The organism is Shewanella sp., from assembly GCF_048265805.1.
Lineage (GTDB): Bacteria > Pseudomonadota > Gammaproteobacteria > Enterobacterales > Shewanellaceae > Shewanella.
In genome coordinates, this window is record NZ_JBLXAT010000001.1 from 203523 (window position 1) to 229056 (window position 25534).

The following is a 25534-nucleotide window of genomic DNA, read 5'->3' on the forward strand; positions in this document are numbered from 1 at the left end:
TTTTCTCTTGTCAGACAAAACCTTACACATTTGCCATCTGGGCATGATGGATTATGAAACCGTTTGGCATGCCATGCAGCAGCTAACGGATGACCGCGACGAAACTGTTGAAGATCAGTTGTGGTTAGTCGAGCACCCACCGGTGTTCACCCAAGGACAGGCAGGCAAAGCGGAACACTTGCTCAACACCGGCGATATTCCGGTGATCCAAGTTGACCGTGGCGGCCAAGTAACCTATCACGGCCCCGGCCAGATGGTGGCTTACCCGCTGTTAAATGTGAAAAGACTCAAAATCGGCGTGCGCCAACTGGTGACCGACATTGAGCAAACGGTCGTGTCTGTGCTCGCCAAATATGACATTGAAGCCTATCCCAAAGCTGATGCGCCGGGCGTATACGTCAACGGTGACAAAATCGCTTCACTGGGGCTGCGCATCCGTCGCGGCTGCTCTTTCCACGGTGTGGCGTTCAATATCAATATGGATTTAGAGCCGTTTCACCGCATCAACCCCTGTGGTTATGCTGGGTTAGAGATGACCCAAGCCAAACAACTTGGCGGGCCGCAAACCGTTGAGCAAGCTGCCAACGAATTTGCCGAAATTTTCAGTCAGCGCCTAGGTTACACGCAGCTGATTCATCACCAAGGATTACCGAAATCATTATGAACAGGCCAGAACGTTTACAACCCGGCGTCAAGCTACGTGATGCTGACAAGGTTGCCCGTATTCCCGTGAAAGTGGTGCCATCGGAACGCGACACTATGTTGCGTAAGCCGGACTGGTTGCGCGTGAAACTGCCCGCGTCGAACCAACGCATTTTAGATATCAAATCTGCACTGCGTAGCCACGGTTTGCACTCGGTGTGTGAAGAAGCCTCTTGCCCAAACCTAGCGGAATGTTTTAACCACGGCACCGCCACCTTTATGATTTTGGGCGCTATTTGTACCCGCCGCTGCCCGTTCTGCGACGTGGCCCACGGCCGCCCACTCAAGCCTGATGAAAACGAGCCAGTCAAACTCGCTGAAACCATTCGCGATATGAAGCTCAAATACGTGGTAATCACCTCGGTTGACCGTGACGACCTACGTGATGGCGGCGCCCAGCACTTTGCTGACTGTATTCGTGAAATCCGCAAACTGAACCCAGCAATCAAAATTGAGATTCTGGTGCCAGACTTCCGTGGCCGTATCGACCAAGCATTGGATATTCTGGCTACTGAGCCACCCGATGTGTTCAACCACAATCTGGAAACCGCGCCAATGCACTACCGCAAAGCGCGCCCAGGGGCGAACTATCAATGGTCGCTCAATCTGTTGAAACGCTTTAAAGAACGTCACCCGAACATTCCAACCAAATCAGGTTTGATGATGGGCCTCGGCGAAACCAATGAAGAGATTGCCGACGTGCTGCGTGACCTGCGCGCTCACGACGTCAACATGCTGACCTTGGGGCAATACCTGCAACCATCAAAATTCCACCTGCCGGTAGAACGTTATGTGACCCCAGCTGAGTTCGACAAAATGCACGAACTGGCAACGGAACTTGGCTTCACTCACGCCGCCTGCGGCCCGCTGGTACGCTCTAGCTACCATGCGGATTTGCAAGCACAAGGGAAGGAAGTGAAGTAACGCTCTTGTTTTAGCGTTACAGGTTGGTTCTGAAAAACCGCGCAATGCGCGGTTTTTTTGTGTCATTCCAAAGGTGGAATGACACATAGGTGCCTTTTTGTTCCGTTTGTTTATTTTAGATTTTGTGTCGTTTGATAGTCTTGATGTACTAAATCACCTGCGGTGTGCAATGCACACGCATCCTTGTGGCACGCTGCAAGTACATCCGTGTAAGCTCGACGCCAGCATCCATGCTGGCGACGGCCACAAGTCTGCATGTGCTGGGGATTCTCGGCGTTATCCTGTCACTACCAAGTTGAAAGCTAGCTGTGATAACTAAAAGCTGGACAGGCATGCGGTCATATTCAATAACATGGCAACTCTTATCCCGACTTTTTGCAAGCCTTTACATTTAAGTATAAAAACACATTATAATCAAACACATAAAAACACATTTGATTAGGTAATAGATTTGGTAAACACGCATGTGTACTAAAAATCTGTTAGGTATATGGGAGTTGCCAACGAAAATTACTAGCTTCGTTTCTCAAAGAGTGTCTAAGAAAGAGGCATTTTGGGTTCCAATTGCTACACATTGTGGTAGCATGCACTAAACTAACCATTATGGTTACATGGGAGTGGTTGTGGCTGAATACAGTCTTGAAGATGTAAAAAAGGCAGCTCACCAATTAAATATTGAATATAGAGGCAGAAAGGTATATCGAGATGCAGCAAATTTAGGCTATGAGATTCAAGATGTCGCAGATTGTTTGTGTAGATTGACAGAGTGTGACTTCAGAAAGACCCATTATAGAGAAGTAGGTCCTCCTGATGACGAGTATATTTGTCGCTATACCAAAGCCGTTGACGATGAAGAGCGAGTAGATGAGCTGTATGTTAAGTTTTGCCTGATTGAAAACTGTTTAGTTGTTGATCTAGCATCGTTTCATCTACCTCAATATTAATTGAGGAGGATTAAAGAATGAGTGAGTGTAAAGTTTGTAAAGGTAATGCGGTTGAGGCTTTAACTGATTACGAAAATATCGGCTACAAAGGTAGCACTTTAAGAATAAAAGTTGAATATTCTTTGTGTAACACCTGTGGGCGAGAGTTTTTATCTAAAGAACAAATTATGAAAAATGATCGTATTCTTAGAGATGCGAAAAAAGTTCATGACGGTTTGTTTAGTTCAAAAGAAATTGCTCATGCTCGCATTAAGTTAGGCTTAACCCAAGAGCAAGCTTCAGTTGTTTTTGGTGGTGGGAGAAATGCATTTTCAAAATATGAAAGAGGCGAAGTTTCTCAAAGTGTAGCTATGGACAAATTGATTAAACAAGCACTAAAACATCCTATTGTATATCGAGACTTACTAGAGTCTGCTGGAATAAGTAATTCTCGAAGAAGTATTTCTTATGAAAATAATATAGTTTCATATTCGTCATTTAAAGCAGCCTATCAGAAAAGGTCTACTCCTGTTAAATGTGTAAAAATGCAAGAGGTATCATATGGATAAAATACTTATATCTGAAGCGATTGATGCGCTTGAGTTATTAGATGTGTATTTATATTCCACCTCTATATCTAGATTCCAAGATATTACATCAGACTCATTTCCTAAAGAAATGAAACAACAGAATAAACTCTCTATTAGTGCGGAATTCTTGGAAGCAGAAAATGATAAAGATGAGCAAAGAGTTATAAATGCCAAGGTAGTTCTAGGGTATCGATATATTGTGGAAGAAGAGGAGGGAGAGAAAGTTTTATCTGAGTTGGAAGCGTGTTTCATAGCTAAGTATCATCAAAGCAAACAAATATGTGAAGAGGCTATTGAGGAGTTTATGAAATATAATGTTATTCACAATGTATGGCCTTTCTGGAGAGAGCATGCTTTTAGGCTTTCTACAGAAGCAAATCTCCCAAAGCCAATAATTTCTCTTTTTAAACAACAATCTACACAAAAACAATGCCTCAAAAATGTTTAAGAGTGATGCGCAACGTGTGGAATTTTCGCTATGCGTTGTGCGTTGCGATTTATATTAACGTGGTATCTGGAGCTTCCGTATTGCGTTGTACACACCTTAACAGGGCATTATCACTGATGAATCTATCCACTAACTACTAGCTAAATCGCTTTGGTATCAGTACAGCCTTTTGCTCTCGTCGGCGGCGTTTTCGCTTTGGAAAAATAAGAAACACGAGTAATACGTTACTTTCACTTTAGCTGGGCGTTAGTCTGCGGTAATCGTTCCTTTAGCTTAGGCTGGCGCGGACGTCTGCGATGGTGATGAAGAGTTTGTTTTCAGTGTCTTGAAATGCGGTGAAGCCATATTTTTCGTAAAAGTGCGCGGCGCCATCTTTGGCATCAACGATTACGATGGGAAAGGCGACGGTGTCGCTGGCGGCGAGTAATTTACGCAGGGCGTCGATCAGTAACCATTCACCGAATCCTCGGCCTTGGTAACGATTATCTACGGCTAAGCGGGCGATGAGTCCACCAGACATCGATGCCTGGTGTTTTTTCTGTAGTTTGCTGGGCAAGGTGTTCAGGTCAATCGGAGTCATGGTTAGCGTATAAAACCCAATCACGGCCGAGTTGTCGGTGTCATCTTCCAACACAAAGGTTCGGGTGTTGTCTTTTTTGGCTTGCTGACTGGCCATCACTTTGAAGTAGTTATTTAGCGCGTCGATACCACAATTGAATCGGTTTCTATCGTGTTTATCTTTGTCGAGCAGCACGGTATTCATTGCTGGCTTTTACCGTCATAGCGCTTGGCGGCGGCTTGCAGTTTGGCATTGGCTTTGGCGGGTTGGTCGAGCGCATCCATCAGTGCCATAGCGTCAATTCGGCTGAGTTTGAGGGTTTCTTCACGCTCAATCACCTGCTTAGCTTTTTCAATGGCGGCGTTTAGCACAAAAGAGTTAATGCTAGACATACCAGCAATAGCGGCGGCTTTGGTCAGTAAATCTTGGGTATCAAGGTCTACTCTGGCGGTAATACGCGGTAATGTTGAGGCCATTGTGTTCTCCAATGTGTCAAAGTGGCACAGCAAGCATTATGGTATCAAACTCAAAAATGATCAATTTAAGTGTCACTTTGGCACACTAATGGTTATCGGTTAACGCAGACAGGTAACATGTTTACCACCGTCACGTGCATTGCTACTCGCCTGTATTACGCCAAAAAAGATAAACAGCCCCTAGCGATGTAACTAGATTCAACAACATGAAAAAGATTAGCTAATGAACATAGAAGCAATACTAACGGCGTTGCAGTCGGCCGATGATAAATTGGCCATCAGCTGCGCCATTTCCAGTGCGGGGGTGAGATCGCGCATCGATATGGTTGGGCAGGTGAAAAGTGACTCGCCCGGTGCGGCGATTGGTGAACGAGAACCCTATCTTCGGGAAAAGACGGTAGCTGAATTCAAGCAGGAATTGCAGAGCTTCGGTGCGGCTTACCAAGGTAATGACTTTTTGCTGGTGTTAACTCACGAGCTTAATCAAGCGGAGTATGAGCTGCGCTACTTTGCGCTAACGCAGATCAACATTGCCGCCAATGAAGTGCTACTGCTCGCTGAAAAAGGCGAACTGGTAGCACTGAGAGAGCACTACCATGAGCCTGAGATCGAAGAATGAATCACCAGCCGCTGATCATCCGCAACTCAATTATGCGCTAAACCGCTTTGACATCAGCACGGCCGTTTCGCGGCCAGTGGCGGTTTCGTAGTAGTTTTTGCGTTCACCGTCGATGGTGAAGCCGAGTTTGTGATACAGCGCGATGGCGGCTTGGTTGCTTTGGCGCACTTCTAAGAACACCACTTCAATGGCGGCATCATCCACCAGCATTTGCATACTTTGGCTGAGGAGTGTGTTACCTAAGCCCCTGCCCTGTGCGTTGGGATTGATGCAAATATTCATCAGCGTCGCCTCTTCAAACAGATATTGGTAGATGGCGTAACCGACCAACTGCGGCTGCCCAGTTTCCTCTTCAATAAACAGCCCGAATACGCGATAGCGTTCGCCAAAACAACTGGCAAGTACGGCTTCACTCCACGGATAAGCATGGGCGGCTTGTTCAATCGGCAGCATGCTGCCGAGGTTATCAATCGTCAGCGGTTTGATCATTGCTGTTGCTGCCAGATCTGTTGCCATAGCTCACGTTTGGCGGGGGCGCTTTGGCACAGCATCGGCAACGGTTGGCTGCGCAGGCGGCCGGTTTGTGGCTGGGCGCGCATGTCCCATAACACTTGGCTTGGGGCGATCTTGTCGGCGGTCTCACTGCTGGCAATCTGGCAGTCGCGGCTGTCCACTTGCAGCAGCTTTAATACTTCTTGCACCAGCGGATGCTCAAGGCTGACATCATTGCCGCTGTCGGCCAACAACCATAAGCCATCGCTTATTTGCTCAGATTTTGGCTGCCATTGGGTAATGCCCATGGCGTGAAGATAACTGTTCATTTAACACCCGTTAACATCCAATTGGCGACAGTTTACCAGAATCCCCAGCACAATGGGGCTTAGCCGTTATTCAAGCAAGTTCCACTAAAAATCCGATTAGTAACATCGATTCTATCCACTTTAAACTCTCAGCGTGAGCGTTAGACTAATCACATCAACTTAACAGGAGGTCAATATGAGTCAGATTAATATCGGAATCGATCAAGCGAATCGTCAAGAGATTGCCAAGGGTCTATATAAAGTGTTGGCCGACACCTACGGCCTGTACCTGAAGACCCACAGCTTCCATTGGAACGTGACCGGGCCAATGTTTAACAGCTTGCACCAGATGTTTGAGGATCAATACCTCGAACTGGCAACCGCAGTCGATGTACTCGCGGAGCGTGTGCGTGCCTTGGGCGAACGTGTGCCAGGCTCCTACAGTGCCTTTGCCGCAGTAACCGGCATTAAAGAAGATAACGGTGTGACTGATGCTAACCAGATGATTCAAGAATTGCTGGAAGGCCAAGAAGTGATTATTCGCAACGCCCGTAGCCTCTATCCGTTGGTTAACCAAGCCAATGACGAAGCGACCGCCGATTTGCTAACCCAGCGTATCCAGCTGCATGAGAAAACCGCTTGGATGCTGCGTTCGCTGCTACAGCGCTAATCAGTTTTCTCTGCATATTCATCTATCTATCATTATCTGAGTTATGTTTTGGGCCACGCAATGTGGCCCTTTTTTTGAGCAGTCCAAAACGCCAATGCATACGTCATGCTGCAACACTCTATCCGAGCATGCGCCCACACTTCGTTCAGTTACGCCGATAGATTCCACCCATTTTATTCAACTAACCGCTGGCGAGATCTCTGCTAGTATGAAAGCTCACAAATTAGCTGTTAATAATGGAATATGACTATGACGCATCTTCATCGCACTTTACCGCTACTCGCAGCCTTACTATTAACGCCTTCCCTCGCCGTTATTGCCGCCGATAACAGCCAAGCCATCGCCAACGTGCAAGCCCAATTAAAAACACCGTTCCATCAAACCGAGCTAGAGCAAGATAAAAGCCGGTTACCGCTGAAAATGGTGGAATTTTTGGGTATCACGCCGGGCATGACCATCATGGATATGGGCGCAGGTTCGGGATACAGCACGGAGATTTTATCCGCCGCCGTGGGGAGTAAAGGCATGGTGTACGCCCAAAACAATCACCACATGGAAACCATGGCCGATGGCAAGTATCTTAAACAGCTACATGACCGCATCGACGGTGCCAAGCTGACGAATGTGCAAGCCGTCATTTGGGAGATGGATGCCATTCCGCTGCATAATCAGCTGGATATGGTGTTCTGGGGCAATAATATTCACGATTATTACAACAGCTTGGGCGAAGCAGAAACGCTGAAGATCCTTAAAAACGTCTATCAAGCACTTAAGCCCGGTGCCACCTTTGCCGTTGTTGACCACGTTGGCAGTGCCGGTAACAACAACGACAAACTGCATCGCATTGAACCGCACGTCATCACCGAGTTGTTAGAGCAAGCAGGCTTTATTGAGCAAACCACCTCTGACATCTACCACAACCCGCAAGACAACCATCAACTCTCAGTATTTGATGAGCAGATTATGGGTCACACCGATCGTTACTTCGTCAAGGCAGTCAAACCGTAATAGGCTGTCATACTGAGCACTCGCCATAGATAGTTTGGCGAGTGCTTGGGCGCTCATGTTACTGATGCCTGAAAAAGGAAACGGCCCGCATATTGCTATGCGAGCCGTTAGAATATGGCAGGGGTGGCAAGACTCGAACTCGCAACCGTCGGTTTTGGAGACCGCTGTTCTACCAATTGGAACTACACCCCTTCGAACGGGACGCATTATGCAAAAACCCCCGTTAAAGGTAAAGGACTTTTTCAGGATAAACTCACCAAATGCAGCTTTTTCAGTCAAACAACCGTTAACTGGCGGTTTTTACTGCATATTATGTGCTTTTTAGTGGGCATATTGAGGGAGGTAGTAATTCTACTCGGTATTTGTGCCCGCCAAATAATGATGCTTTTAAGACTGTAATTAGGGAGGATTTTCTCGAAGTCAGCGCAATTGGCTATTTTCGATACGTGGTAGAAAATCACTATCGCAGGTCTGTTAAAGAGACAACTAACAAAAAAGAGGCTCGAAAGCCTCTTTTTTAATCCGTCACTGCCATAACGATTACAGCTTCAGGGTCGCTTCCAAGGTCATCACGATCATGTCGTTAAAGGTGGTTTGACGCTCTTCAGAAGTGGTTTGTTCACCAGTGCGGATGTGATCAGATACGGTCACCACACACAAGGCGCGGGCGCCGAATTCATGGGCAACGCCGTACAAGCCAGCGGCTTCCATTTCTACGCCGAGTACACCCATTTTTTCCATCACGTCGAACATTTCGCCGTCTGGTGTGTAGAACAGATCGGCAGAGTAAACGTTACCGACGCGTACTGGGATGTTGTGCGCTTTAGCCGCATCAACGACGGTGCTCAACAGGGTGTAATCTGCTACTGCGGCAAAGTCGTGGCCTTTAAAGCGAGTGCGGTTAACTTGTGAATCAGTACAAGCGCCCATGCCGATGATCACATCGCGCACTTTGACGTCTTGGCTGATAGCGCCGCATGAACCAACACGGATCAGGTTTTTCACGCCGTAATCTTTGATCAATTCAGTAGCGTAGATTGAGCAAGATGGAATGCCCATGCCTGAACCCATTACCGACACTTTTTTGCCTTTGTACGTGCCAGTGAAACCCAGCATGTTGCGTACGTCGGTCACTTGTACCACGTCTTCCAAAAACGTCTCTGCAATGTATTTAGCACGCAGCGGATCACCAGGAAACAGAACAGTTTCGGCGAATGCGCCATCAGCGGCGTTGATGTGTGGTGTAGCCATTAAAATTAACCCCTTAACGTTAAATTCGTCGTTACCTAACTAACGGGTGCTAGCGCGGTAAAAATGAGGAACCGTATTGCATCGGCTCCAGCTCAAAGTAGGCTGCTATCGTTTGACCGATATCAGCAAAGGTATTGCGTAAACCCAGCGAACCCGCCGGTAAACCCGCCCCATAAGCGAGCACAGGCACATGTTCGCGGGTATGGTCGGTGCCGCGCCATGTTGGGTCACAACCATGGTCGGCAGTTAAAATGACTAAATCATTTGGTTGTAGCTTAGCCAATAGCTCAGGCAAGCGCGCATCGAAATACTCTAACGCCGCAGCATAACCTGCTACGTCGCGGCGGTGACCAAATTGCGAATCAAAATCGACAAAGTTGGTAAACACTATGCTGTTGTCTGTCGCTTGGTTCAGTTGCGCTAATGTCGCATCAAACAACGCAGGTAAGCCTGTGGCTTTGACCTTAGCGGTGATGCCACAATCGGCGTAAATATCGGCAATCTTGCCCACACTCACCACCTGACCACCTGCGGCTTTGAGTTTATCCAGCACGGTTTTTGCTGGCGGCTCCACCGCGTAATCATGGCGGTTACCGGTGCGCTCAAACTGGCCTTTGCCACTGCCAACAAATGGACGCGCAATCACGCGGCCAATGTTGTACGGTTCCAGCACTTCACGGGCGATTTCACATAATTCATACAGTTTTTCTAGGCCAAATGTCTGTTCGTGACAGGCGATCTGAAATACCGAGTCAGCAGAAGTGTAGAAGATAGGCAAGCCAGTTTGCATATGCTGCTCACCTAACTCATCCAAAATCACCGTGCCGGAGGCGTGACAATTGCCTAAAAAGCCCGGCAAATTGGCGCGGCGCAAAATCTCATCGGTCAGCTCAGCTGGGAACGAGTGGGTTTTATCGGCAAAGTAGCCCCAGTCATACAACACGGGCACGCCCGCCATTTCCCAGTGACCGCTTGGGGTATCTTTGCCAGAACTCAGCTCGGCCGCATGACCATAAGCGCCGACAATTTCAACCTGGTCACTAAATCCTGCGGGAAATTGACCAGTGCTTTCTTTGGCCGCGTGCGCTAAACCAAGCTTGGCAAGATTCGGCAGTTGCAGTGCGCCACTACGCTCGGCGTTATCCGCCAGCCCCTGCGCACATTGCTCAGCAATGTGACCGAAGGTATCAGCTCCCGCATCACCAAATTTAGCAGCATCGGCGCTGGCGCCAATGCCGAACGAATCGAGCATCAAAATAATACAACGCTTCACTAACGGTTCATCCCTCGATTAATCAGCCCGAATCACTTGGTAAACTTGCTGAGTGGCAGGCGCGCTATCATTCACTTGCACCGCGGCTTTCACGGCGGCGGCTGCCTGTAAAAAATCATTTTCTGAGTTGGCGTGGATCAGCGCCAAAGGCTGCGCAGCATCGATGGCATCGCCCAAGGCGCATACTTGGCTCAGGCCCACGGCATAATCCAATGTATCGCCGCTCTGTCGACGACCGCCGCCTAACGTGACCACTGCCATGCCAAGCGCGCGGGTATCCATGCTGCTGACAATGCCTGACTTATCCGCATATACCGGCTTAATGACATTAGCGGTTGGCAGATAGTGTTCGGCACGCTCAACAAAGTCGGCAGGGCCACCAAGTAACCGCACCATGCGACCAAACCGCTCTGCCGCAGCCCCCGATTGCAAGGCGCGTGTTAACTGCGTCATTGCCTCGGTTTGTGAGTTCGCCAGCTTGCCTTGCAGTAACAGTTCGGCGCTCAAGGCCATAGTGACCTCATATAAACGCGAATTGGTGTTCTCGCCTTTCAGAAACCGTACCGCTTCCAATACTTCAACGGCGTTACCCGCTGACGATGCCAGCAGTTGGTTCATGTCGGTCAGTAATGCCGAGGTGCGCGTGCCTGCACCATTGGCTACGGTCACGATCGATTCGGCTAAGGCTTTAGCGTCTTGGTAGGTTGGCATAAATGCCCCTGAGCCGACTTTGACATCCATCACCAACGCGTCGAGGCTACAGGCGAGCTTCTTCGACAAAATAGAGGCGGTGATCAGCCCCATCGACTCAACCGTGGCGGTGTTGTCACGAATGGCGTAAAAGCGTTTATCGGCAGGTACTAATGCTGCGGTCTGCCCAACAATTGCTACACCCGCTTCACGCACGGTGTGGCGGAACAGCTTACTGCTGACACTGGTTTGATAACCGGGAATGGCATCGAGTTTATCGAGCGTACCGCCAGTGTGGCCGAGACCACGGCCGGAGATCATTGGCACATAACCACCGCAGGCCGCGATAAGCGGCCCTAACATCAAACTGGTCACATCGCCAACGCCACCGGTGCTGTGTTTATCTAACACTGGGCCATCAAAGGCGCAATCTTGCCAACTGAGCACATCGCCTGAATCGCGCATGGCGCGCGTCAGCGCCACACGTTCATCCATATTCATGCCTTGGAAATAGGTCGCCATGGCAAAGGCAGCGATCTGTCCATCGCTGATGCTGCCGTCGGTAATGCCCTGCACAAAGAAAGCAATCTCTTGCTCGCTCAGTGCCGCACCATTACGTTTTTGGCGAATAATCTCTTGCGCTAGCAACACGGCTTAATAGCCTTTGCTGGCGGCTGGCGCATCGGCCAGTTCCAAAGTGTGCAACAAGTTGTTGAGCAAGCTAGAAGCACCAAAACGGAAATGACGCGCACTGATCCAGTCTTCACCGAGGATACGGGCTGCTGCACCTAAGAATTCGGCCGCTTGGGCTGCATCACGTACGCCACCCGCAGGTTTAAAACCCACATTGCGGTTTTTCTCACTGATGACCGTCAGCATGATTTCAGCCGCTTCAATGGTGGCGTTCACTGGCACTTTACCGGTAGAGGTTTTAATAAAATCAGCACCGGCGTCGATAGCGATTTCCGATGCCTTGCGGATCAATGCAGCATCTTTCAACTCACCCGATTCGATGATCACTTTGAGCAATGCTCTATCGCCACAGGCTGCTTTACACGCTTTAACCAGTTCAAAACCTACGGTTTCATCGCCAGCCATAAACGCTTTGTAAGGGAACACGACATCCACTTCATCGGCACCGTAAGCCACTGCGGCACGGGTTTCTAGTACGGCGATATCAATATCGTCATTACCGTGCGGGAAGTTGGTCACTGTCGCGATACGCACGCTGTCTGCGCCGATAGCAGCTAAGGTTTTACGCGCAATAGGCACAAAGCGTGGGTAAACACATACGGCAGCAGTGTTACCTGCGGCGGTTTTGGCTTTGTGGCACAGGTCGATGACGCGTTGGTCAGTGTCGTCATCGTTCAGCGTGGTCAAATCCATCAAGCTAATAGCCTGACGTGCTGCTAATTTAAGATCTGTCATGCAATGTTCTCCGCATTCGGTATCAGCTCAACGGCTGCACCTTGCTATATAGGTAATATCCAGTCCAATAAACCGGTTTTTATGGGACTAAACACTCTCAATATGCGGCGCTAATAATATACCCGCATTTACCTCAAATCCAGAACCGCCGTTCAAATATCGTGAACAATTAACGGAAGCTAGGGTTTCCATAAAAACAAAACCCGGCGAGGAAGCCGGGTTTTGTTGTTACATGCTAGCGCTGCTGCGTAACGCCGTTATGACAACGCTACAAACAGACCTGCAATCGTCGCGCTCATCAGGTTAGCCAATGAGCCTGCAATCACAGCACGCATGCCCAAACGGGCGATGTCGTGACGACGGCTAGGCGCCATAGCACCAAGACCACCGAGCATAATGGCAATAGAGGACAAGTTGGCAAAACCACATAGGGCGAATGACACAATCGCTTTGGTTTTGTCGGTCATCACTAGACCAGTTTCAGCCACCAGCTTACCGCCATCAACCACATCTTTGAGGTATGGGGCAAAGTTAGAGTACGCCACAAATTCGTTGACGATGATCTTCTGGCCAATAAATGAACCTGCCAGCATCGACTCGTTCCACGGTACACCGATGAGCCATGCCAGCGGCATAAAGATGTAGCCAAGGATTAGTTCCAGCGAAATTTTATCGCTTGCTGCCGCAGCAACGGCAGTGGCGGCATCATGCAATGGTGCCTGTTTGGCCAGCTCAGTGAATTGGCTAATAACTAAGTCACGGTCAATATCAGTGATCGACAAATTCGCCACAGTTACGCCCGCTTGCTTCGCTATTTCAGCCAGCGTGCCATCAAAGGCGACTTTCATATCTGGCGCACTGGCGACCACACTTTGCAGTGCCACAAACGCTTGCTGCAGACCGCTATCACCATAGCCAAACATTGAACCGATGCCGCCAATGATGGAGTTAATCAACGCAATCAGGGCAATAAATGCTAGCAACATCGCACCGACGTTCAACGCTAGATGCATACCAGAAGACGCGCCTGAAGCGGCGGCATCTAATACGTTAGATGGCTTATCAGGATCATCACCAATCTCTGCGACGTCGTCGTGCGGGGTTTCGGTTTCTGGATGGAAGATCTTGGCCATCAGCAAACCGCCCGGTGCGGCCATAAATGATGCGGCCACCAGATATTCCATCGGTACGCCCATCTGTGCGTAACCGGCCATCACTGAACCTGCAATCGACGCCATACCGCCGACCATAATGGCAAACAGTTCAGACTCACTCATCTTAGGAATAAACGGACGTACCACCATCGGGGCTTCAGTTTGCCCCACAAAGATATTCGCGGTGGCCGACATTGATTCGGTACGGCTGGTGCCAAGCGCCTTTTGCAAGCCGCCCCCAATAATGCGGATAACCCACTGCATGATGCCGAGGTAATACAATACGGCGATCAGTGAAGAGAAGAAGATAATGACGGGCAGTACATGGATCACAAAGATAAAGCCCAGCTTAAACTGTGCTAAACCACCAAACAGGAACTCAATGCCCACGTTGGCTTTTTGGATTACGCTGTAAACACCATCAGATACCCCTTTGAGGATATCTTTACCAATAGGAACGTAGAGGACAAAGCCGCCAAAAATGGCCTGAATGGCAAATGCGCCGCCTACGGTACGGAAGTTGATCGCTTTCTTATTTGCGGATAGCAGATATGCTATCGCCAGTAGGACCACAATGCCTACCAAACTCATGACGACGCTCATTAATCAGCACCTTTATTATTTATTTTTATGGCGTTCCCGCCTCGAACCGCGCGCATTATAACGGACAGTGGGGGTGAAATCGCCTCGTTAACATGACTTTTTACAGTTGTCTGCCTTTGCGCAACAACGACTTAGCCAACCTATTTATGGCGTTTACCGAAAATTATTTAGTAGTCAAACAATTGAATGGCATTATTACTAAGCTGTTCTGTTACCTGAACAACTGATAATTTTCGTAAACGCGCAATTTCCGCGATCACCGCTAAGATTGTCAACGGTGTGTTACGCGGGCTATCGCTAGTTACGGGCGTCATGTCGGGCGCGTCGGTTTCTACCAACAACGCAGCTAATGGCAACTGCTCAACCACCGCGCGTAACTTCTTCGCTTGTGGGTTGAGTAGCAAACCACCAATCCCTAACCGCCAACCACTGTGCCAGTATTGCTGTGCAATTTCTACACTGCCGCTAAATCCGTGGATCACCCCAGCGCGCGGCAACCGATATTTTGCCAGCAGTTCCAGCATGGCACCATGGCACTGCACCGCATGGATAATCAGTGGCAGTTGGTAGTGTTCGGCCAACTGTAACTGCCGCTCAAACAGCGCCAGTTGCCGCATCCAATTGTCCGCATCGCCCTGCTCTGCCATACGCTTAGCGCGCAACTTATCAAGGCCACACTCGCCTAGCGCCACCAGCTTTGCCGCGCTTGATGACACGGCATCATCAAGCGCCTGAGTCAGCGCCGAGATAGCAGGTTCAAGTTCATTCGGCAGATACCACGGATGGATACCTAAGGCGTACGGCAGTTGATACTGCTCAGCAATCGCGCGCATTTTTGGCCATTGCTCAGGGCTAACCCCAGGCAGAACGCAGCCGCCAATGCAGTGCTGCTGCATCTGCGTTAGTAAGGCATCACGGTCATGGTCAAAATCGGCAAAATCGAGGTGGGCGTGGCTGTCGAGCAACCTATGAGTCGTCGACATGGGGTTATTCGGCAAAATTGTTGGTCGTATTGTCCGGCTTGGCGTTGGAGTTACGCTCAAGTGGTGGGTCGCTTAGACGCGGCATACAACAGCGGCGACAGTCTTCGGTTAGCCCCATGCGGTCACACCAAGCAGTATAACCGTGCCAACCTCTTTTGATCAGTTCAAATATGTTCATAGCCTTGCCCAATAGAAAAAGCGGAGTCATCACTCCGCTTTTGTAACAAGCTTCCAGCCGTTTAGCAAACGGGTAGCATTATTCTATGCGTACCAGCTTGTAGCTGACCATGCCGTTTTTCATCAACAAGGTGTTGTCATCAATGATTTGCCAAGCCTCTTCGTCCCCCTCGTTTTTGAACACGAGGAATTTTTTGCCGTGGCTGTCACGCACAAAGATGTCGTCAAACTGACTACGCTTACCATCGCTCTCAATATAGTCATCACCAATTACCAACGTGGGCTTTTCGACCATATCGCCAGCCATTTTAAGCAGAGCGCCCAACGGATTATCATTGTTACCACCAAGCTCTACTTGGTAAGTACCTTCGTAATCGTGGCCACCACACGCCGTTAATAGCCATAGCAACGCCAATATCGATGACAATTTAAATAGTTTCATACAACCCGTTACCTGTTAAGTGAGTGCTTACCTGAATGCGCCACGAATATTAAGCTTTTTTCATCTACCGCTTCAATGAACCATGCCTTAATCGCTGCCATTCACCCACCGACTGCTGGATTAATACGCTAGGCTTCAGGCAAAGATTGCTGAAAAGTAGCAATGCTACGCAGTAAAAACAACACGTTATGGTATGTTGGCACGCAATTGTTATAATCGCCGCAACCGATGTTAGCCGTATTGCAGCAGCTTTCGCGCAGATACGCGCCATGGATGAGCAAGATAAAAGGAAACATGATGATGCAAGGTTTGCCCCTCGCCACCCTATTACTCAGCGTGCCATTGCTGGTCAACGCCGCAGAGAAAACAGCCTCTGATACTTACAGTGACCCGCAAAATTATGCGCAACCAGCACGCATTTTAGCGGAAGCCTACGGCGATTTAGATGAAGACAACTTGCCAGAAAAGGTGGTGGTGCTGGACTCAGGTGTTAACGGCGGCATGGGCACTGGCCGCGATCTGCTGATCTATAAAATGGATAACGATGAAATTTGGCACCTATGGCATACCAGCCACGGCCAAGTTATGGAGAGCGATGCTGGCGGCATGATGGGCGATCCGTTCGAAAGCCTCAGCATTGTGCGTGGGGCAATTGTTATCAGCCATTTTGGCGGCAGTCGCGACAAGTGGAATTACACCCATAGATATCGCTACCAAGACAACGACTGGTATCTAATTGGCGCGACTATTTACCAAGGTGCTCCATGCGATACGTTTATGAGCTTTGACTACAACCTGTTGAGTGGCAAAGCCATTTACGAGCAAGGCAGCGAATACAACCAAGGGGATTGTGGCCCCGATATGGGCATGCCGCAGAAAGCACTGAAAAAAACGCTATCATTACCGCTAGCGACCTTACCCAAAATGGATAGTTTTTATCCGGCGGGAACCGCAGTAAAGCTTGAGCAAGGCATCGACCGCACCGTGTATTACTAGCGGCCGCTAAACCTTGTTGCCTCAAGTTGACTTAGTTACATAAGCGTCACTAGCCACGCCTTGTTCATAGCGCTTTTGATCGGAATAAAAATAAAGCACTAAAGGTCAACCACAACGACTAACGGCGGTACTGCGTGGTCAGCGATGGTAATTCTGGCATTGGGTGGCACTCAATCCAATGGTGCACTCGCCAAGCAGGCAAAAAGAAAGCGGCTTAATCGCCGCTGTCTTTTTAGTATTAATGTTCGCGTGTTTTGGCGAACTCAACGTCGGGATAACGTTCCACCGACAAGCTCAAGTTCACCATGGTGGGGGCGATATAGGTCAGGTTATCACCACCATCCAATGCCAAGTTTGGTGAGCACTTACGTTGGAACTCATCCATCTTCTTCGCATCGTTACAATATACCCAACGCGCGGTTGCCACGTTGATAGCTTCGTAAATCGCTTCAACGTTGTATTCCGATTTTAGACGCGCCACAACCACTTCAAACTGCAGCACACCCACCGCGCCTACGATCAAGTCGTTGCTATCCAATGGACGGAACACCTGCACAGCGCCCTCTTCAGACAGCTGCACTAGACCTTTGAGCAGTTGCTTTTGCTTCAACGGGTCTTTCAAGCGGATGCGACGGAACATCTCTGGCGCAAAGTTTGGAATACCGGTGAATTTCAGCTCTTCGTTTTGGGTGAAGGTATCACCAATCTGAATGGTGCCGTGGTTATGCAGACCGATAATATCACCAGCATACGCCTCTTCAGCGCGTTCACGATCGCCCGCCATAAAGGTTACCGCATCGGAGATACTGACGGTTTTGCCAGTACGTACATGCTTCATCTTCATGCCTTGCGTGTATTTACCCGATACCACACGCATAAAGGCGATACGGTCACGGTGTTTAGGGTCCATGTTGGCTTGGATCTTAAACACGAAGCCTGTGAATTTCTCTTCTGAAGCTTCAATAGTGCGCACGTCAGTTTCACGCGGTTGCGGTGCTGGCGCCCATGCCGTCAAACCATCAAGCATGTGGTCAACACCAAAGTTACCCAGTGCCGTACCAAAGAATACGGGGGTTAATTCACCACTGAGGAACAGTTCCAAATCAAACTCGTTTGACGCGCCTTGCACCAGCTCCAGTTCATCACGCAGTTGCGCGGCCAGATCGCTACCAACCGCAGTATCTAACTCTGGGTTGTCCAATCCTTTAATGATGCGGACGTCTTGAATGGTGTGACCGTGACCCGTTTGATACAAAATGGTCTCATCACGGTGCAAATGGTATACGCCCTTGAATGACTTACCACAACCGATTGGCCAGCTAATCGGCGCACACATCATGTTGAGCTCGCCTTCCACTTCGTCGAGCAGCTCCATTGGGTCGCGAATATCACGGTCCAATTTGTTCATGAAGGTCACAATCGGTGTATCACGCAGACGGGTAACTTCCATCAGTTTGCGGGTACGGTCTTCCACACCTTTAGCGGCGTCGATCACCATCAAGCACGAATCCACAGCGGTCAGCGTACGGTAAGTATCTTCGGAGAAGTCTTCGTGCCCTGGGGTATCGAGTAGGTTGACCAAACAATCGTTATATGGAAACTGCATCACCGAGGTGGTTACCGAAATACCACGCTCTTTTTCCATCTCCATCCAGTCAGATTTAGCATGGTGGCTTGAGCCGCGACCTTTCACCGTACCGGCTTGTTGGATCATATGACCGTGCAGCAACACTTTCTCAGTGATGGTAGTTTTACCGGCATCGGGGTGCGAGATAATCGCGAAAGTTCGGCGTTTACCGATTTCTGTGGTGATGGCTGAGTTCGACATGAATTAACTATCTTCTATTGGACTGGAAGCTCGTCAAACACTGCGAAAGTGGCCGAGCTTCAAACGCGTAAAATTTAAAGTGCGGTATTTTCGCTGATCTGCGCCGCAGAAACAATCAACACAGTCAGAATAAGCCATCTATCCGTGGCAAATAGCGCTCACTCGGCGGCTAAACGGCATCAGAATTCAAAATGTTGGCGGATATTGCAGAGCAGCAAACGCATTGAGGCTGCTTTGCCTAAATCCCGCTCTGCCAGCAGCGAAACCGTGCAACAAAGATCCACAGCCCCTCGACCATGTAAGTCGCGTAACCGCATCATATTGCATTCAAAAAAAAGCGCACCTGAGTGCGCGTTTTGATTAGTCTTCCGTTTGTGGGGCTGGCTGCGCGGCGGCTTGTGGCTCTGGCTGAACTAATCGTGCCATTTCAACACGAGAATAGCGGTACTCCACAAAGTCATAAATATTGGTTGCCAATGCCAAGCGCAGGTATTGAATCGCTTTTTCAGGCTGTTGCTGGTGCTCAGCAATCTTCGCCATATAGAAATACGCTTCGCATAGACGTTCCAGATATACCCGTGGATGTTTCAGATTTTTCTTGGCTAGCTCCAGTAACTCGGCATCACTGTATTTGCCTGCCACGTAATCGACAATGGTGGTTGCCCAATCGTCGTTGCTCAACAGCGTTCGGTTAAGTAGCAGTTGTGCTTTAGCTTGTTCAGCATTGACTTCGTATTGGGCGAGATACAGCCACAGCACGCGGTAACCATCTTGCTTGTCAGCCTCAAAGAATGTGTTCAGGTCTTTAACTGCTAACGTTTTCAGATCGGCGTAATATTGCGCAATCCCACGGTTAAGATAGGCGTAGTCATAATCCGGCATCAGTTCCAATACGGAATCAAACGCTTCAAACGCCGCTTCGTAGTCACCTTCTTGGGTGAGATAGATGCCCATGAAGTTATAAGCATCAGCCAGGTTCGGCATGAGTTTTAGCGCTTCATGGAACTGAATACGTGCCATTAAACGCAAACCTAGACGGTCATAAATCACGCCACGCTCATATAAGAAACGCGCCCGTTGTTCGCTAGTGAGCTTGGCAGAGTCAATAATTTCACTCAGTTTAGCTAAGGTGACTTCAAGTTTGTAATCATTGGGCGCTGGCGCGACTAATAGTTCACCTTGAGTATTCTGTCCGGTTGTCGCCGCACAGCCTGACAACAGCAAACCTGAACCAGCGATCAGTGCCATAGTGACGGCACGCACTTTCCCGCGCATTAACTCTTCCTTATTTTTCACGTTAGGGCAGCTATCTTATCAACTACCGCTTGGGCTAACTATAGTCCATCACCCTACGGGATAAACTTTATCTCGGCAATAAAAAAGGAGATCCGCGGATCTCCTTTTCATATCAACTAGAACGCTACTTATTCAGCTTGTTCTGCTGCCGCAGGTTTCGCTTCTTTGATAGACAAACGTACGCGACCTTGACGGTCAACTTCCATCACTTTGACATCAACTTCTTGGTTGATTTCCAAGTGATCAGATACGTTAGCTACACGCTCTTCAGAGATTTGCGAGATGTGTACCAGACCATCTTTGCCTGGCAGGATGTTAACGAACGCACCGAAATCAACGATACGGATAACTTTACCTTTGTAGATGCGGCCCACTTCAACTTCTGCAGTGATCTCTTCAATGCGGCGGATAGCTTCTTTAGTCGCTTCGCCATTGCTTGACGCAATCTTCACAGTACCGTCGTCTTCCAGTTCAATGGTGGTACCGGTTTCTTCAGTCAGTGCACGAATAGTTGCGCCGCCTTTACCGATAACATCTCGGATTTTTTCTGGATTGATTTTGATTGTAGTGATACGTGGGGCATGCTCAGAGATATCAGAACGCGCAGTGTTAATTGCTTGGTCCATCACGTTCAGGATATGTACACGGGCGCCATAAGCTTGGCGCAGTGCAATTTCCATGATCTCTTTGGTGATACCTTCGATCTTGATGTCCATCTGCAGTGCAGTCACACCATCACGAGTACCAGCTACTTTGAAGTCCATATCGCCCAAGTGATCTTCATCACCCAGAATGTCAGACAGCACTACAAAGTCGTCGCCTTCTTTTACCAAGCCCATTGCGATACCCGCAACAGAAGTCTTGATTGGTACACCAGCATCCATCAGCGCCAGAGAAGTACCACACACTGAAGCCATAGAGCTTGAACCGTTAGATTCAGTGATTTCTGATACTACACGTACTGAGTATGGGAACTCTTCAGCAGTAGGCATTACTGCATTAACGCCACGCCATGCCAGTTTGCCGTGACCGATTTCACGACGTTTTGGTGAACCAACCATGCCGGTCTCACCCACTGAATAAGGAGGGAAGTTGTAGTGCAGCATAAAGCGGTTGGTGCGCTCGCCCATGATAGAGTCGATTTTTTGCGCATCACGTTCTGTACCCAGCGTACAAGTCACCAGTGCTTGAGTTTCACCACGGGTGAACAATGCACTACCGTGAGTACGTGGCAATACGCCCGCCATCACGTTCAATGCACGGATCATGTCTGGTTCACGGCCATCAATACGTGGCATACCTTTAAGGATACGGCTACGTACAACGCGTTTTTCCAAGCTACCCAGCAAGTTATCAGCTTCTTGAGTATCCAGTTCTGGATCTTCACTCAGCAGTTGCTCAATCGCTGCTTTTTTCACGTCAGCCACTTTAGCGTAACGCTCTTGTTTAGCAGTGATTTGGTAAGCGTTAGTCAAACCTTCTTCAGCCAAAGTTTTTACTTTGTCTGCCAGAGTTTCGTTTTTAACTGGTGCGGTCCAATCCCATGCTGGTTTAGCTGCTTCAGCAGCAAACTCATTGATGGCATTGATAACGACTTGCTGTTGGTCATGACCATAAACTACCGCACCGAGCATCACTTCTTCTGCCAGTACTTTAGCTTCAGATTCAACCATCAGTACCGCCGCTTTAGTACCAGCAACAACTAAGTCTAGTTGGCTGTCGACTAATGCTTCAGAACCTGGGTTCAGAATGTATTCGCCATTCACGTAACCTACTCGGGCAGCGCCCAGAGGACCGTTAAATGGAATACCAGAAATTGCCAACGCAGCAGAAGTACCAATCATTGCAACAATGTCTGGCTCGATCTGTGGATCAACCGATACTACAGTCACGATAACCTGAACTTCGTTGGTGAAACCATCAGGGAAAAGTGGACGGATAGGACGGTCGATAAGGCGGGCGATCAAAGTTTCATCTTCTGATGGACGTCCTTCTCGCTTAAAGAAACCACCCGGAATCTTACCAGCTGCGTAAGTTTTTTCCTGATAATTCACTGTAAGAGGGAAGAAGTCACGGCCAGGATCTGCCTGTTTTTTACCGACCACAGTGACCAAAACTGTGGTGTCACCCATGCTTGCCATAACGGCTGCATCGGCTTGACGTGCGATAACACCTGTTTCCAGGGTGACAGTATGCTGACCATACTCAAAACTCTTAACTATTGGATTCACGTGACCCATTCCTTAATTAATAACCTTAATTTTCGGGCGTAAGTATACAGCATTGCTTCTACGCGAATAAAGCACTTGGGCAACTTTGCAGCGATAGAATTTTTTAAAAAATCAATGTAGCTTCACTATGAAACAACCCATTATAGGCTAGGCTTAAGTATTAATTAGATGCGGCGAGCTGAGTAGGAATCCGCCAATGACGAAAACGCGCTTTAAGTCTCTGACGTTTAAACAGACAATCTTGGTAGTGTTAACAGCGCTATTCTTCGCCATAGCCATTTTTATCTTAGAAGTGTTTCTGGTCGTAAAAGCCGGTACAGCAGAGCTAAAACAAGATCAACAAGAACTGCTGGACTCCGTTGAACAACCGCTTGAGAACGCGCTTTGGGGCATCAACGTTGAACTTGGCAGCCAAACACTCGAAGGCATTATGAAAGTCGACCACGTTGCCAGTGCAGAAGTACTGCAAGATGACAATGTGTTGTTCGTGCAAGCGGGCGAAAGCATGAGCAATAAAGGTGACTTTTTAGCTGTGATTGGCAATCAACTGTTTGGTCCGTATGAGCAGGTTAGCCGACCATTGATGAGCCCTAGCGGTTTTGATAGTCGAGCGCCGGAACTTATCGGCCATCTCTACATTAGTTATAACACCCGTGAATTAGCCCAGTCACTGTTTGACCAACTCAAGTTAAGCTTCTTTGCGACCTTGGCACGCGCACTATTTATCACGCTAGTGCTGTCCTACATCTTTCACCGTTTTCTCACCCAGCCGATTGCTAAGATTGGCGAAGCGATTGATCAGATCGACCCAGAGCAGCCTGACAATGCCCTGCTGCCCACCTTCAGTAATCATAAAGATGACGAACTGGGGCTGGTGACTACTAAACTTAACCAGATTTTGGTGCAGTTTAGCCAAACCCAAAACAAGCTGCGCAAGATGGCCACTCGCGACAATCTCACCGGCCTGCCCAACCGCACATTGCTGCTAGAAACTATCGCTCTAGCCATTCAACGCGCTAAACATAATCAACAGCAAATGGCCTTGTTCTTTATCGACCTAGACCGCTTTAAAAACATCAACGACTCACTCGGCCACGCGCTGGGCGATCAGTTTTTAGTGAAGGTAGCCGGGCTGCTACGCCGCTTTGTGGGCAACAAAGGCACCGTCGCCCGCCTTGGTGGTGATGAGTTCGTCATTATGCAGGAGCATATTCGCTCAGCGAACGAGGCGGCCGAGTTTGTCGGCCAATTATTAAGGCAACTACAAAGCCCGATTAAGTTAGAAGAACATGCAGTGCATCCTGCCGCGTCGGTGGGTATTTCGATTTTTCCTGACGATGGCACGACGGCGGAAGATCTGATCCGTCACGCCGATATGGCAATGTATAGTGCTAAAGCGGCGGGATCTAATCAGTGGGCCTTCTTCAAGCAGCAGATGACAGAGAAAGCCGCCGTCATGTTACGTACAGAAGCTTCACTGCACGACGCTATTATCAATGATGAGTTTCTGTTACACCTACAGCCTAAACTCGATATCCGCACCGGTGAACTGCTAGGTTGTGAAGCGTTGATCCGCTGGCAGCGTGATGGGCGGCTCATCAGCCCGATGACCTTCATTCCTGTCGCCGAAGAAACTGGCATTATCATTCCGATTGGTCGCTGGGTGCTGGAGCAGAGTTGCAAGATACTCAGCAAATGGCAAAAGCTGTATGGCAAGACCACCATCATTGCTTGCAACGTGTCGTGTAAGCAATTTAGTAGCAGTAGCTTAGTGCCAGATATCAAACGCTTAGCAATGCGCTATCAAATCGATCCTAAACTGTTAGAGATTGAAATTACTGAAACTTCATTGATGAATGATATTGAACCAGCGATTGATAAACTACGCCAGTTAAAATCAGCGGGATTTGGTATCGCCGTGGATGATTTTGGTACGGGCTATTCATCGCTGTCTTACCTACGTCATCTGCCGATTACTACGCTAAAAATTGACCGAGCCTTTATCTCAGATTTGCCAGAAGACAGTGCGATTGCGTCGACGATTCTGATGTTAGGGCAGCAACTGAAATTAAATATTGTGGCAGAAGGGATTGAAAACGAGGCGCAAGTTAAGTGGTTACAGCAGCATGGGTGTGTGATTGGCCAAGGCTTTTACTACAGCAAACCGCTGTCGCTTGAGAAGTTCGAACAGCGTTATTTGGTGCCAACAGCACAAAAAAAATCAAGCTAAAAGGTGTTAGTTAGGTAACAACAAGTAGGGTGAGGCGTTTCCGCCTCTTCCCTCTTACAGAACTGTACGTACGGACCTCGTATACGGCTCATGCACACTTCCATTCAGCGTAATTGCTGAACACATACCCTGTCTCCTCGGGTTGTGCGCTGCGTGGGGGCAAGATGTTTTCTTCTCGTGTCGGTCTGTTTCACTCAGCTCTGTAGTCTTCTAGCTCAATGGCAATCTACTACAGTGAGACTAAGTTACTCCCATGTACGGTTTCTCGTTTCAGTACTCTGTTTCCACAGCGTACCAATTCGGAATACCCCAATAGCGAATTGGTTTGTGTACCACTAAAAAAACATCTGCTCATCACAGACTTAAAGTATGCTTCCTCCCTTCGCAACACTGATAAGCTTTTGGCTAGTCAGTGTCCCACCAAACGCGGTGCTGATGGTCAGCTCGGTTTTCTCCTCCACACCATTACTGGGCTTCAACGGCCGTGCCTTACTCACTACTACGGATCCATCTGCCACCTCGCACCAACGTGCATCTTGAGTCTCCTCTTGATGGACACTTCCGGCATTTGCCCGGATGTGGTGTCAGGCTTCCCCAGTTACTGCACTGGCTCCCTGTAAGAAACGCCACCCTCAAGCACAGCATTGGCCTGATTAAGTATTGGGCTTTGCGTTATTTCGCACGCTTACCCACCAATGCTGCCGAAACAGGTTACGGTTAGTTGTGTACATCTAACTTCCTATGGCTTCCTTCAGACCCCATCGTTAGCCAATGACGCCCTTGCCATTCGGCTTGTCTTCCCCTTAGTCGGGCGATTCAGGTTTCTTTCAACCTGACGGGTTTGCCAGCTTCGCTGGGCAAACAAAAAAGGAGGCTAAAAAGCCTCCTTTTCTTGTTTCAACAACCGGATTAGCGACGCAGACCCAGTTCTTGAATCAGAGCAGCGTAACGAGTGTTGTCTTTCTTGCTCAGATAAGCCAACAGTTTACGACGTGAGCTAACCATGCGCAGCAGACCACGACGTGAGTGGTGATCTTTCTTGTGCTCTTTGAAGTGGCCTTGCAGGTGGTTGATCTGTGCAGTCAACAATGCAACTTGAACTTCTGGTGAACCAGTATCGTTTTCGCCACGGCCGAATTTAGCCAGAATTTCTGCTTTTTGCTCAGTACTTAGTGACATGAGTATCTCCAAAATAAAATTTTAATATAACTTCAGCCGATCACTAACTCAGCC

The 25534-nt window shown here is 48.7% G+C and carries 25 protein-coding genes, 1 tRNA gene and 2 pseudogenes; 10 read left to right on the forward strand and 18 right to left on the reverse strand.

The features are described 5' to 3' along the window. Positions 1–7 precede the first annotated feature (7 nt). The 5 genes from lipB to ACN0TT_RS00895 all read left to right on the forward strand — a co-directional run bounded on the left by lipB (position 8) and on the right by ACN0TT_RS00895 (position 3587). Positions 8–664 (forward strand): lipoyl(octanoyl) transferase LipB, encoded by a 657-nt coding sequence (gene lipB / locus ACN0TT_RS00875; protein WP_238894261.1) that lies wholly within the window; start codon positions 8–10, stop codon positions 662–664. Further along, a complete protein-coding gene (gene lipA / locus ACN0TT_RS00880; RefSeq protein WP_238894260.1) occupies positions 661–1626 on the forward strand; it encodes a lipoyl synthase in 966 nt (321 codons plus the stop codon). Before lipB ends, lipA begins: the two co-directional genes overlap by 4 nt. A gap of 623 nt (positions 1627–2249) precedes the next feature. Beyond that, positions 2250–2570 carry a type II toxin-antitoxin system MqsR family toxin gene (locus ACN0TT_RS00885; protein WP_417760265.1) on the forward strand — a complete coding sequence of 107 codons (321 nt, stop codon included), beginning with the start codon at positions 2250–2252 and terminating at the stop codon, positions 2568–2570. 17 nt (positions 2571–2587) lie between these two features. Beyond that, positions 2588–3118: a type II toxin-antitoxin system MqsA family antitoxin gene (locus tag ACN0TT_RS00890; protein WP_417760266.1), complete on the forward strand. Its 531-nt coding sequence runs from the start codon at positions 2588–2590 to the stop codon at positions 3116–3118. After that, positions 3111–3587 carry a hypothetical protein gene (locus ACN0TT_RS00895; RefSeq protein WP_417760267.1) on the forward strand — a complete coding sequence of 159 codons (477 nt, stop codon included), beginning with the start codon at positions 3111–3113 and terminating at the stop codon, positions 3585–3587. Before ACN0TT_RS00890 ends, ACN0TT_RS00895 begins: the two co-directional genes overlap by 8 nt. Positions 3588–3855: 268 nt before the next feature. Here the strand turns inward: ACN0TT_RS00895 and ACN0TT_RS00900 are convergent, their stop codons facing one another. Further along, positions 3856–4350, reverse strand: a complete 495-nt coding sequence (locus ACN0TT_RS00900; RefSeq protein WP_417760268.1) for a GNAT family N-acetyltransferase — start codon at positions 4348–4350, stop codon at positions 3856–3858. Then, on the reverse strand, positions 4347–4622 hold the full coding sequence (locus ACN0TT_RS00905; RefSeq protein ID WP_417760269.1) for a DUF1778 domain-containing protein: 276 nt from the start codon (positions 4620–4622) through the stop codon (positions 4347–4349). Before ACN0TT_RS00905 ends, ACN0TT_RS00900 begins: the two co-directional genes overlap by 4 nt. Before the next feature lie 223 nt (positions 4623–4845). Here ACN0TT_RS00905 and ACN0TT_RS00910 point away from each other — a divergent pair, with 223 nt between their 5' ends. Beyond that, on the forward strand, positions 4846–5241 hold the full coding sequence (locus ACN0TT_RS00910) for a hypothetical protein (RefSeq protein ID WP_417760270.1): 396 nt from the start codon (positions 4846–4848) through the stop codon (positions 5239–5241). A gap of 30 nt (positions 5242–5271) precedes the next feature. Here the strand turns inward: ACN0TT_RS00910 and rimI are convergent, their stop codons facing one another. Both rimI and ACN0TT_RS00920 read right to left on the reverse strand, forming a co-directional pair. After that, on the reverse strand, positions 5272–5757 hold the full coding sequence (gene rimI, locus ACN0TT_RS00915; RefSeq protein ID WP_417760271.1) for a ribosomal protein S18-alanine N-acetyltransferase: 486 nt from the start codon (positions 5755–5757) through the stop codon (positions 5272–5274). Further along, the gene (locus ACN0TT_RS00920; protein ID WP_417760272.1) at positions 5727–6062 is read right to left on the reverse strand and encodes a DNA polymerase III subunit psi; all 336 of its coding nucleotides are present in this window, start codon (positions 6060–6062) and stop codon (positions 5727–5729) included. The genes rimI and ACN0TT_RS00920 overlap by 31 nt, the downstream gene beginning before the upstream one ends. Before the next feature lie 175 nt (positions 6063–6237). Between ACN0TT_RS00920 and ACN0TT_RS00925 the strand changes: the two genes are divergently transcribed. Then, entirely contained in the window at positions 6238–6711 is a 474-nt protein-coding gene (locus ACN0TT_RS00925; RefSeq protein ID WP_417760273.1) for a Dps family protein, read from the forward strand. A gap of 249 nt (positions 6712–6960) precedes the next feature. Further along, positions 6961–7719 (forward strand): hypothetical protein, encoded by a 759-nt coding sequence (locus ACN0TT_RS00930; RefSeq protein ID WP_417760274.1) that lies wholly within the window; start codon positions 6961–6963, stop codon positions 7717–7719. Between the two features lie 115 nt (positions 7720–7834). Here the strand turns inward: ACN0TT_RS00930 and ACN0TT_RS00935 are convergent. From ACN0TT_RS00935 to ACN0TT_RS00980, 10 genes and pseudogenes are all read right to left on the reverse strand, one after another. Then, positions 7835–7911 (reverse strand) — tRNA-Trp (locus tag ACN0TT_RS00935). Between the two features lie 348 nt (positions 7912–8259). Next, positions 8260–8970 (reverse strand): purine-nucleoside phosphorylase, encoded by a 711-nt coding sequence (gene deoD, locus ACN0TT_RS00940; RefSeq protein ID WP_238894236.1) that lies wholly within the window; start codon positions 8968–8970, stop codon positions 8260–8262. A 49-nt stretch (positions 8971–9019) separates the two neighbouring features. Continuing rightward, complete coding sequence (locus tag ACN0TT_RS00945; protein ID WP_417760275.1) at positions 9020–10243, reverse strand: phosphopentomutase; 1224 nt, start codon at positions 10241–10243, stop codon at positions 9020–9022. An 18-nt stretch (positions 10244–10261) separates the two neighbouring features. Continuing rightward, on the reverse strand, positions 10262–11584 hold the full coding sequence (gene deoA / locus ACN0TT_RS00950) for a thymidine phosphorylase (protein ID WP_417760276.1): 1323 nt from the start codon (positions 11582–11584) through the stop codon (positions 10262–10264). A 3-nt stretch (positions 11585–11587) separates the two neighbouring features. After that, the gene (gene deoC / locus ACN0TT_RS00955; protein WP_417760277.1) at positions 11588–12361 is read right to left on the reverse strand and encodes a deoxyribose-phosphate aldolase; all 774 of its coding nucleotides are present in this window, start codon (positions 12359–12361) and stop codon (positions 11588–11590) included. A 257-nt stretch (positions 12362–12618) separates the two neighbouring features. Then, positions 12619–13026, reverse strand: a pseudogene (locus ACN0TT_RS00960) (nucleoside transporter C-terminal domain-containing protein); the annotation flags it as partial. Between the two features lie 222 nt (positions 13027–13248). Next, positions 13249–14118, reverse strand: a pseudogene (locus tag ACN0TT_RS00965) (NupC/NupG family nucleoside CNT transporter); the annotation flags it as partial. Between the two features lie 167 nt (positions 14119–14285). Further along, positions 14286–15101 carry a TatD family hydrolase gene (locus ACN0TT_RS00970; RefSeq protein ID WP_417760278.1) on the reverse strand — a complete coding sequence of 272 codons (816 nt, stop codon included), beginning with the start codon at positions 15099–15101 and terminating at the stop codon, positions 14286–14288. A 4-nt stretch (positions 15102–15105) separates the two neighbouring features. Continuing rightward, positions 15106–15279 (reverse strand): hypothetical protein, encoded by a 174-nt coding sequence (locus ACN0TT_RS00975; protein WP_417760279.1) that lies wholly within the window; start codon positions 15277–15279, stop codon positions 15106–15108. Between the two features lie 78 nt (positions 15280–15357). Continuing rightward, positions 15358–15720, reverse strand: a complete 363-nt coding sequence (locus ACN0TT_RS00980) for a hypothetical protein (RefSeq protein WP_417760280.1) — start codon at positions 15718–15720, stop codon at positions 15358–15360. Between the two features lie 300 nt (positions 15721–16020). Between ACN0TT_RS00980 and ACN0TT_RS00985 the strand changes: the two genes are divergently transcribed. After that, positions 16021–16716: a hypothetical protein gene (locus ACN0TT_RS00985; RefSeq protein ID WP_417760281.1), complete on the forward strand. Its 696-nt coding sequence runs from the start codon at positions 16021–16023 to the stop codon at positions 16714–16716. 238 nt (positions 16717–16954) lie between these two features. Here the strand turns inward: ACN0TT_RS00985 and prfC are convergent, their stop codons facing one another. The 3 genes from prfC to pnp all read right to left on the reverse strand — a co-directional run bounded on the left by prfC (position 16955) and on the right by pnp (position 22071). Then, positions 16955–18544, reverse strand: a complete 1590-nt coding sequence (gene prfC / locus ACN0TT_RS00990) for a peptide chain release factor 3 (protein ID WP_417760282.1) — start codon at positions 18542–18544, stop codon at positions 16955–16957. Positions 18545–18904: 360 nt separating this feature from the next. Continuing rightward, positions 18905–19819 carry a lipoprotein NlpI gene (gene nlpI / locus ACN0TT_RS00995; RefSeq protein WP_417760283.1) on the reverse strand — a complete coding sequence of 305 codons (915 nt, stop codon included), beginning with the start codon at positions 19817–19819 and terminating at the stop codon, positions 18905–18907. 149 nt (positions 19820–19968) lie between these two features. Then, on the reverse strand, positions 19969–22071 hold the full coding sequence (gene pnp, locus ACN0TT_RS01000) for a polyribonucleotide nucleotidyltransferase (protein ID WP_417760284.1): 2103 nt from the start codon (positions 22069–22071) through the stop codon (positions 19969–19971). 196 nt (positions 22072–22267) lie between these two features. Between pnp and ACN0TT_RS01005 the strand changes: the two genes are divergently transcribed. Continuing rightward, a complete protein-coding gene (locus ACN0TT_RS01005) occupies positions 22268–24301 on the forward strand; it encodes a putative bifunctional diguanylate cyclase/phosphodiesterase (protein WP_417760285.1) in 2034 nt (677 codons plus the stop codon). Between the two features lie 909 nt (positions 24302–25210). Here the strand turns inward: ACN0TT_RS01005 and rpsO are convergent. Continuing rightward, positions 25211–25480: a 30S ribosomal protein S15 gene (gene rpsO / locus ACN0TT_RS01010; protein WP_417760286.1), complete on the reverse strand. Its 270-nt coding sequence runs from the start codon at positions 25478–25480 to the stop codon at positions 25211–25213. Positions 25481–25534: the final 54 nt, after the last annotated feature.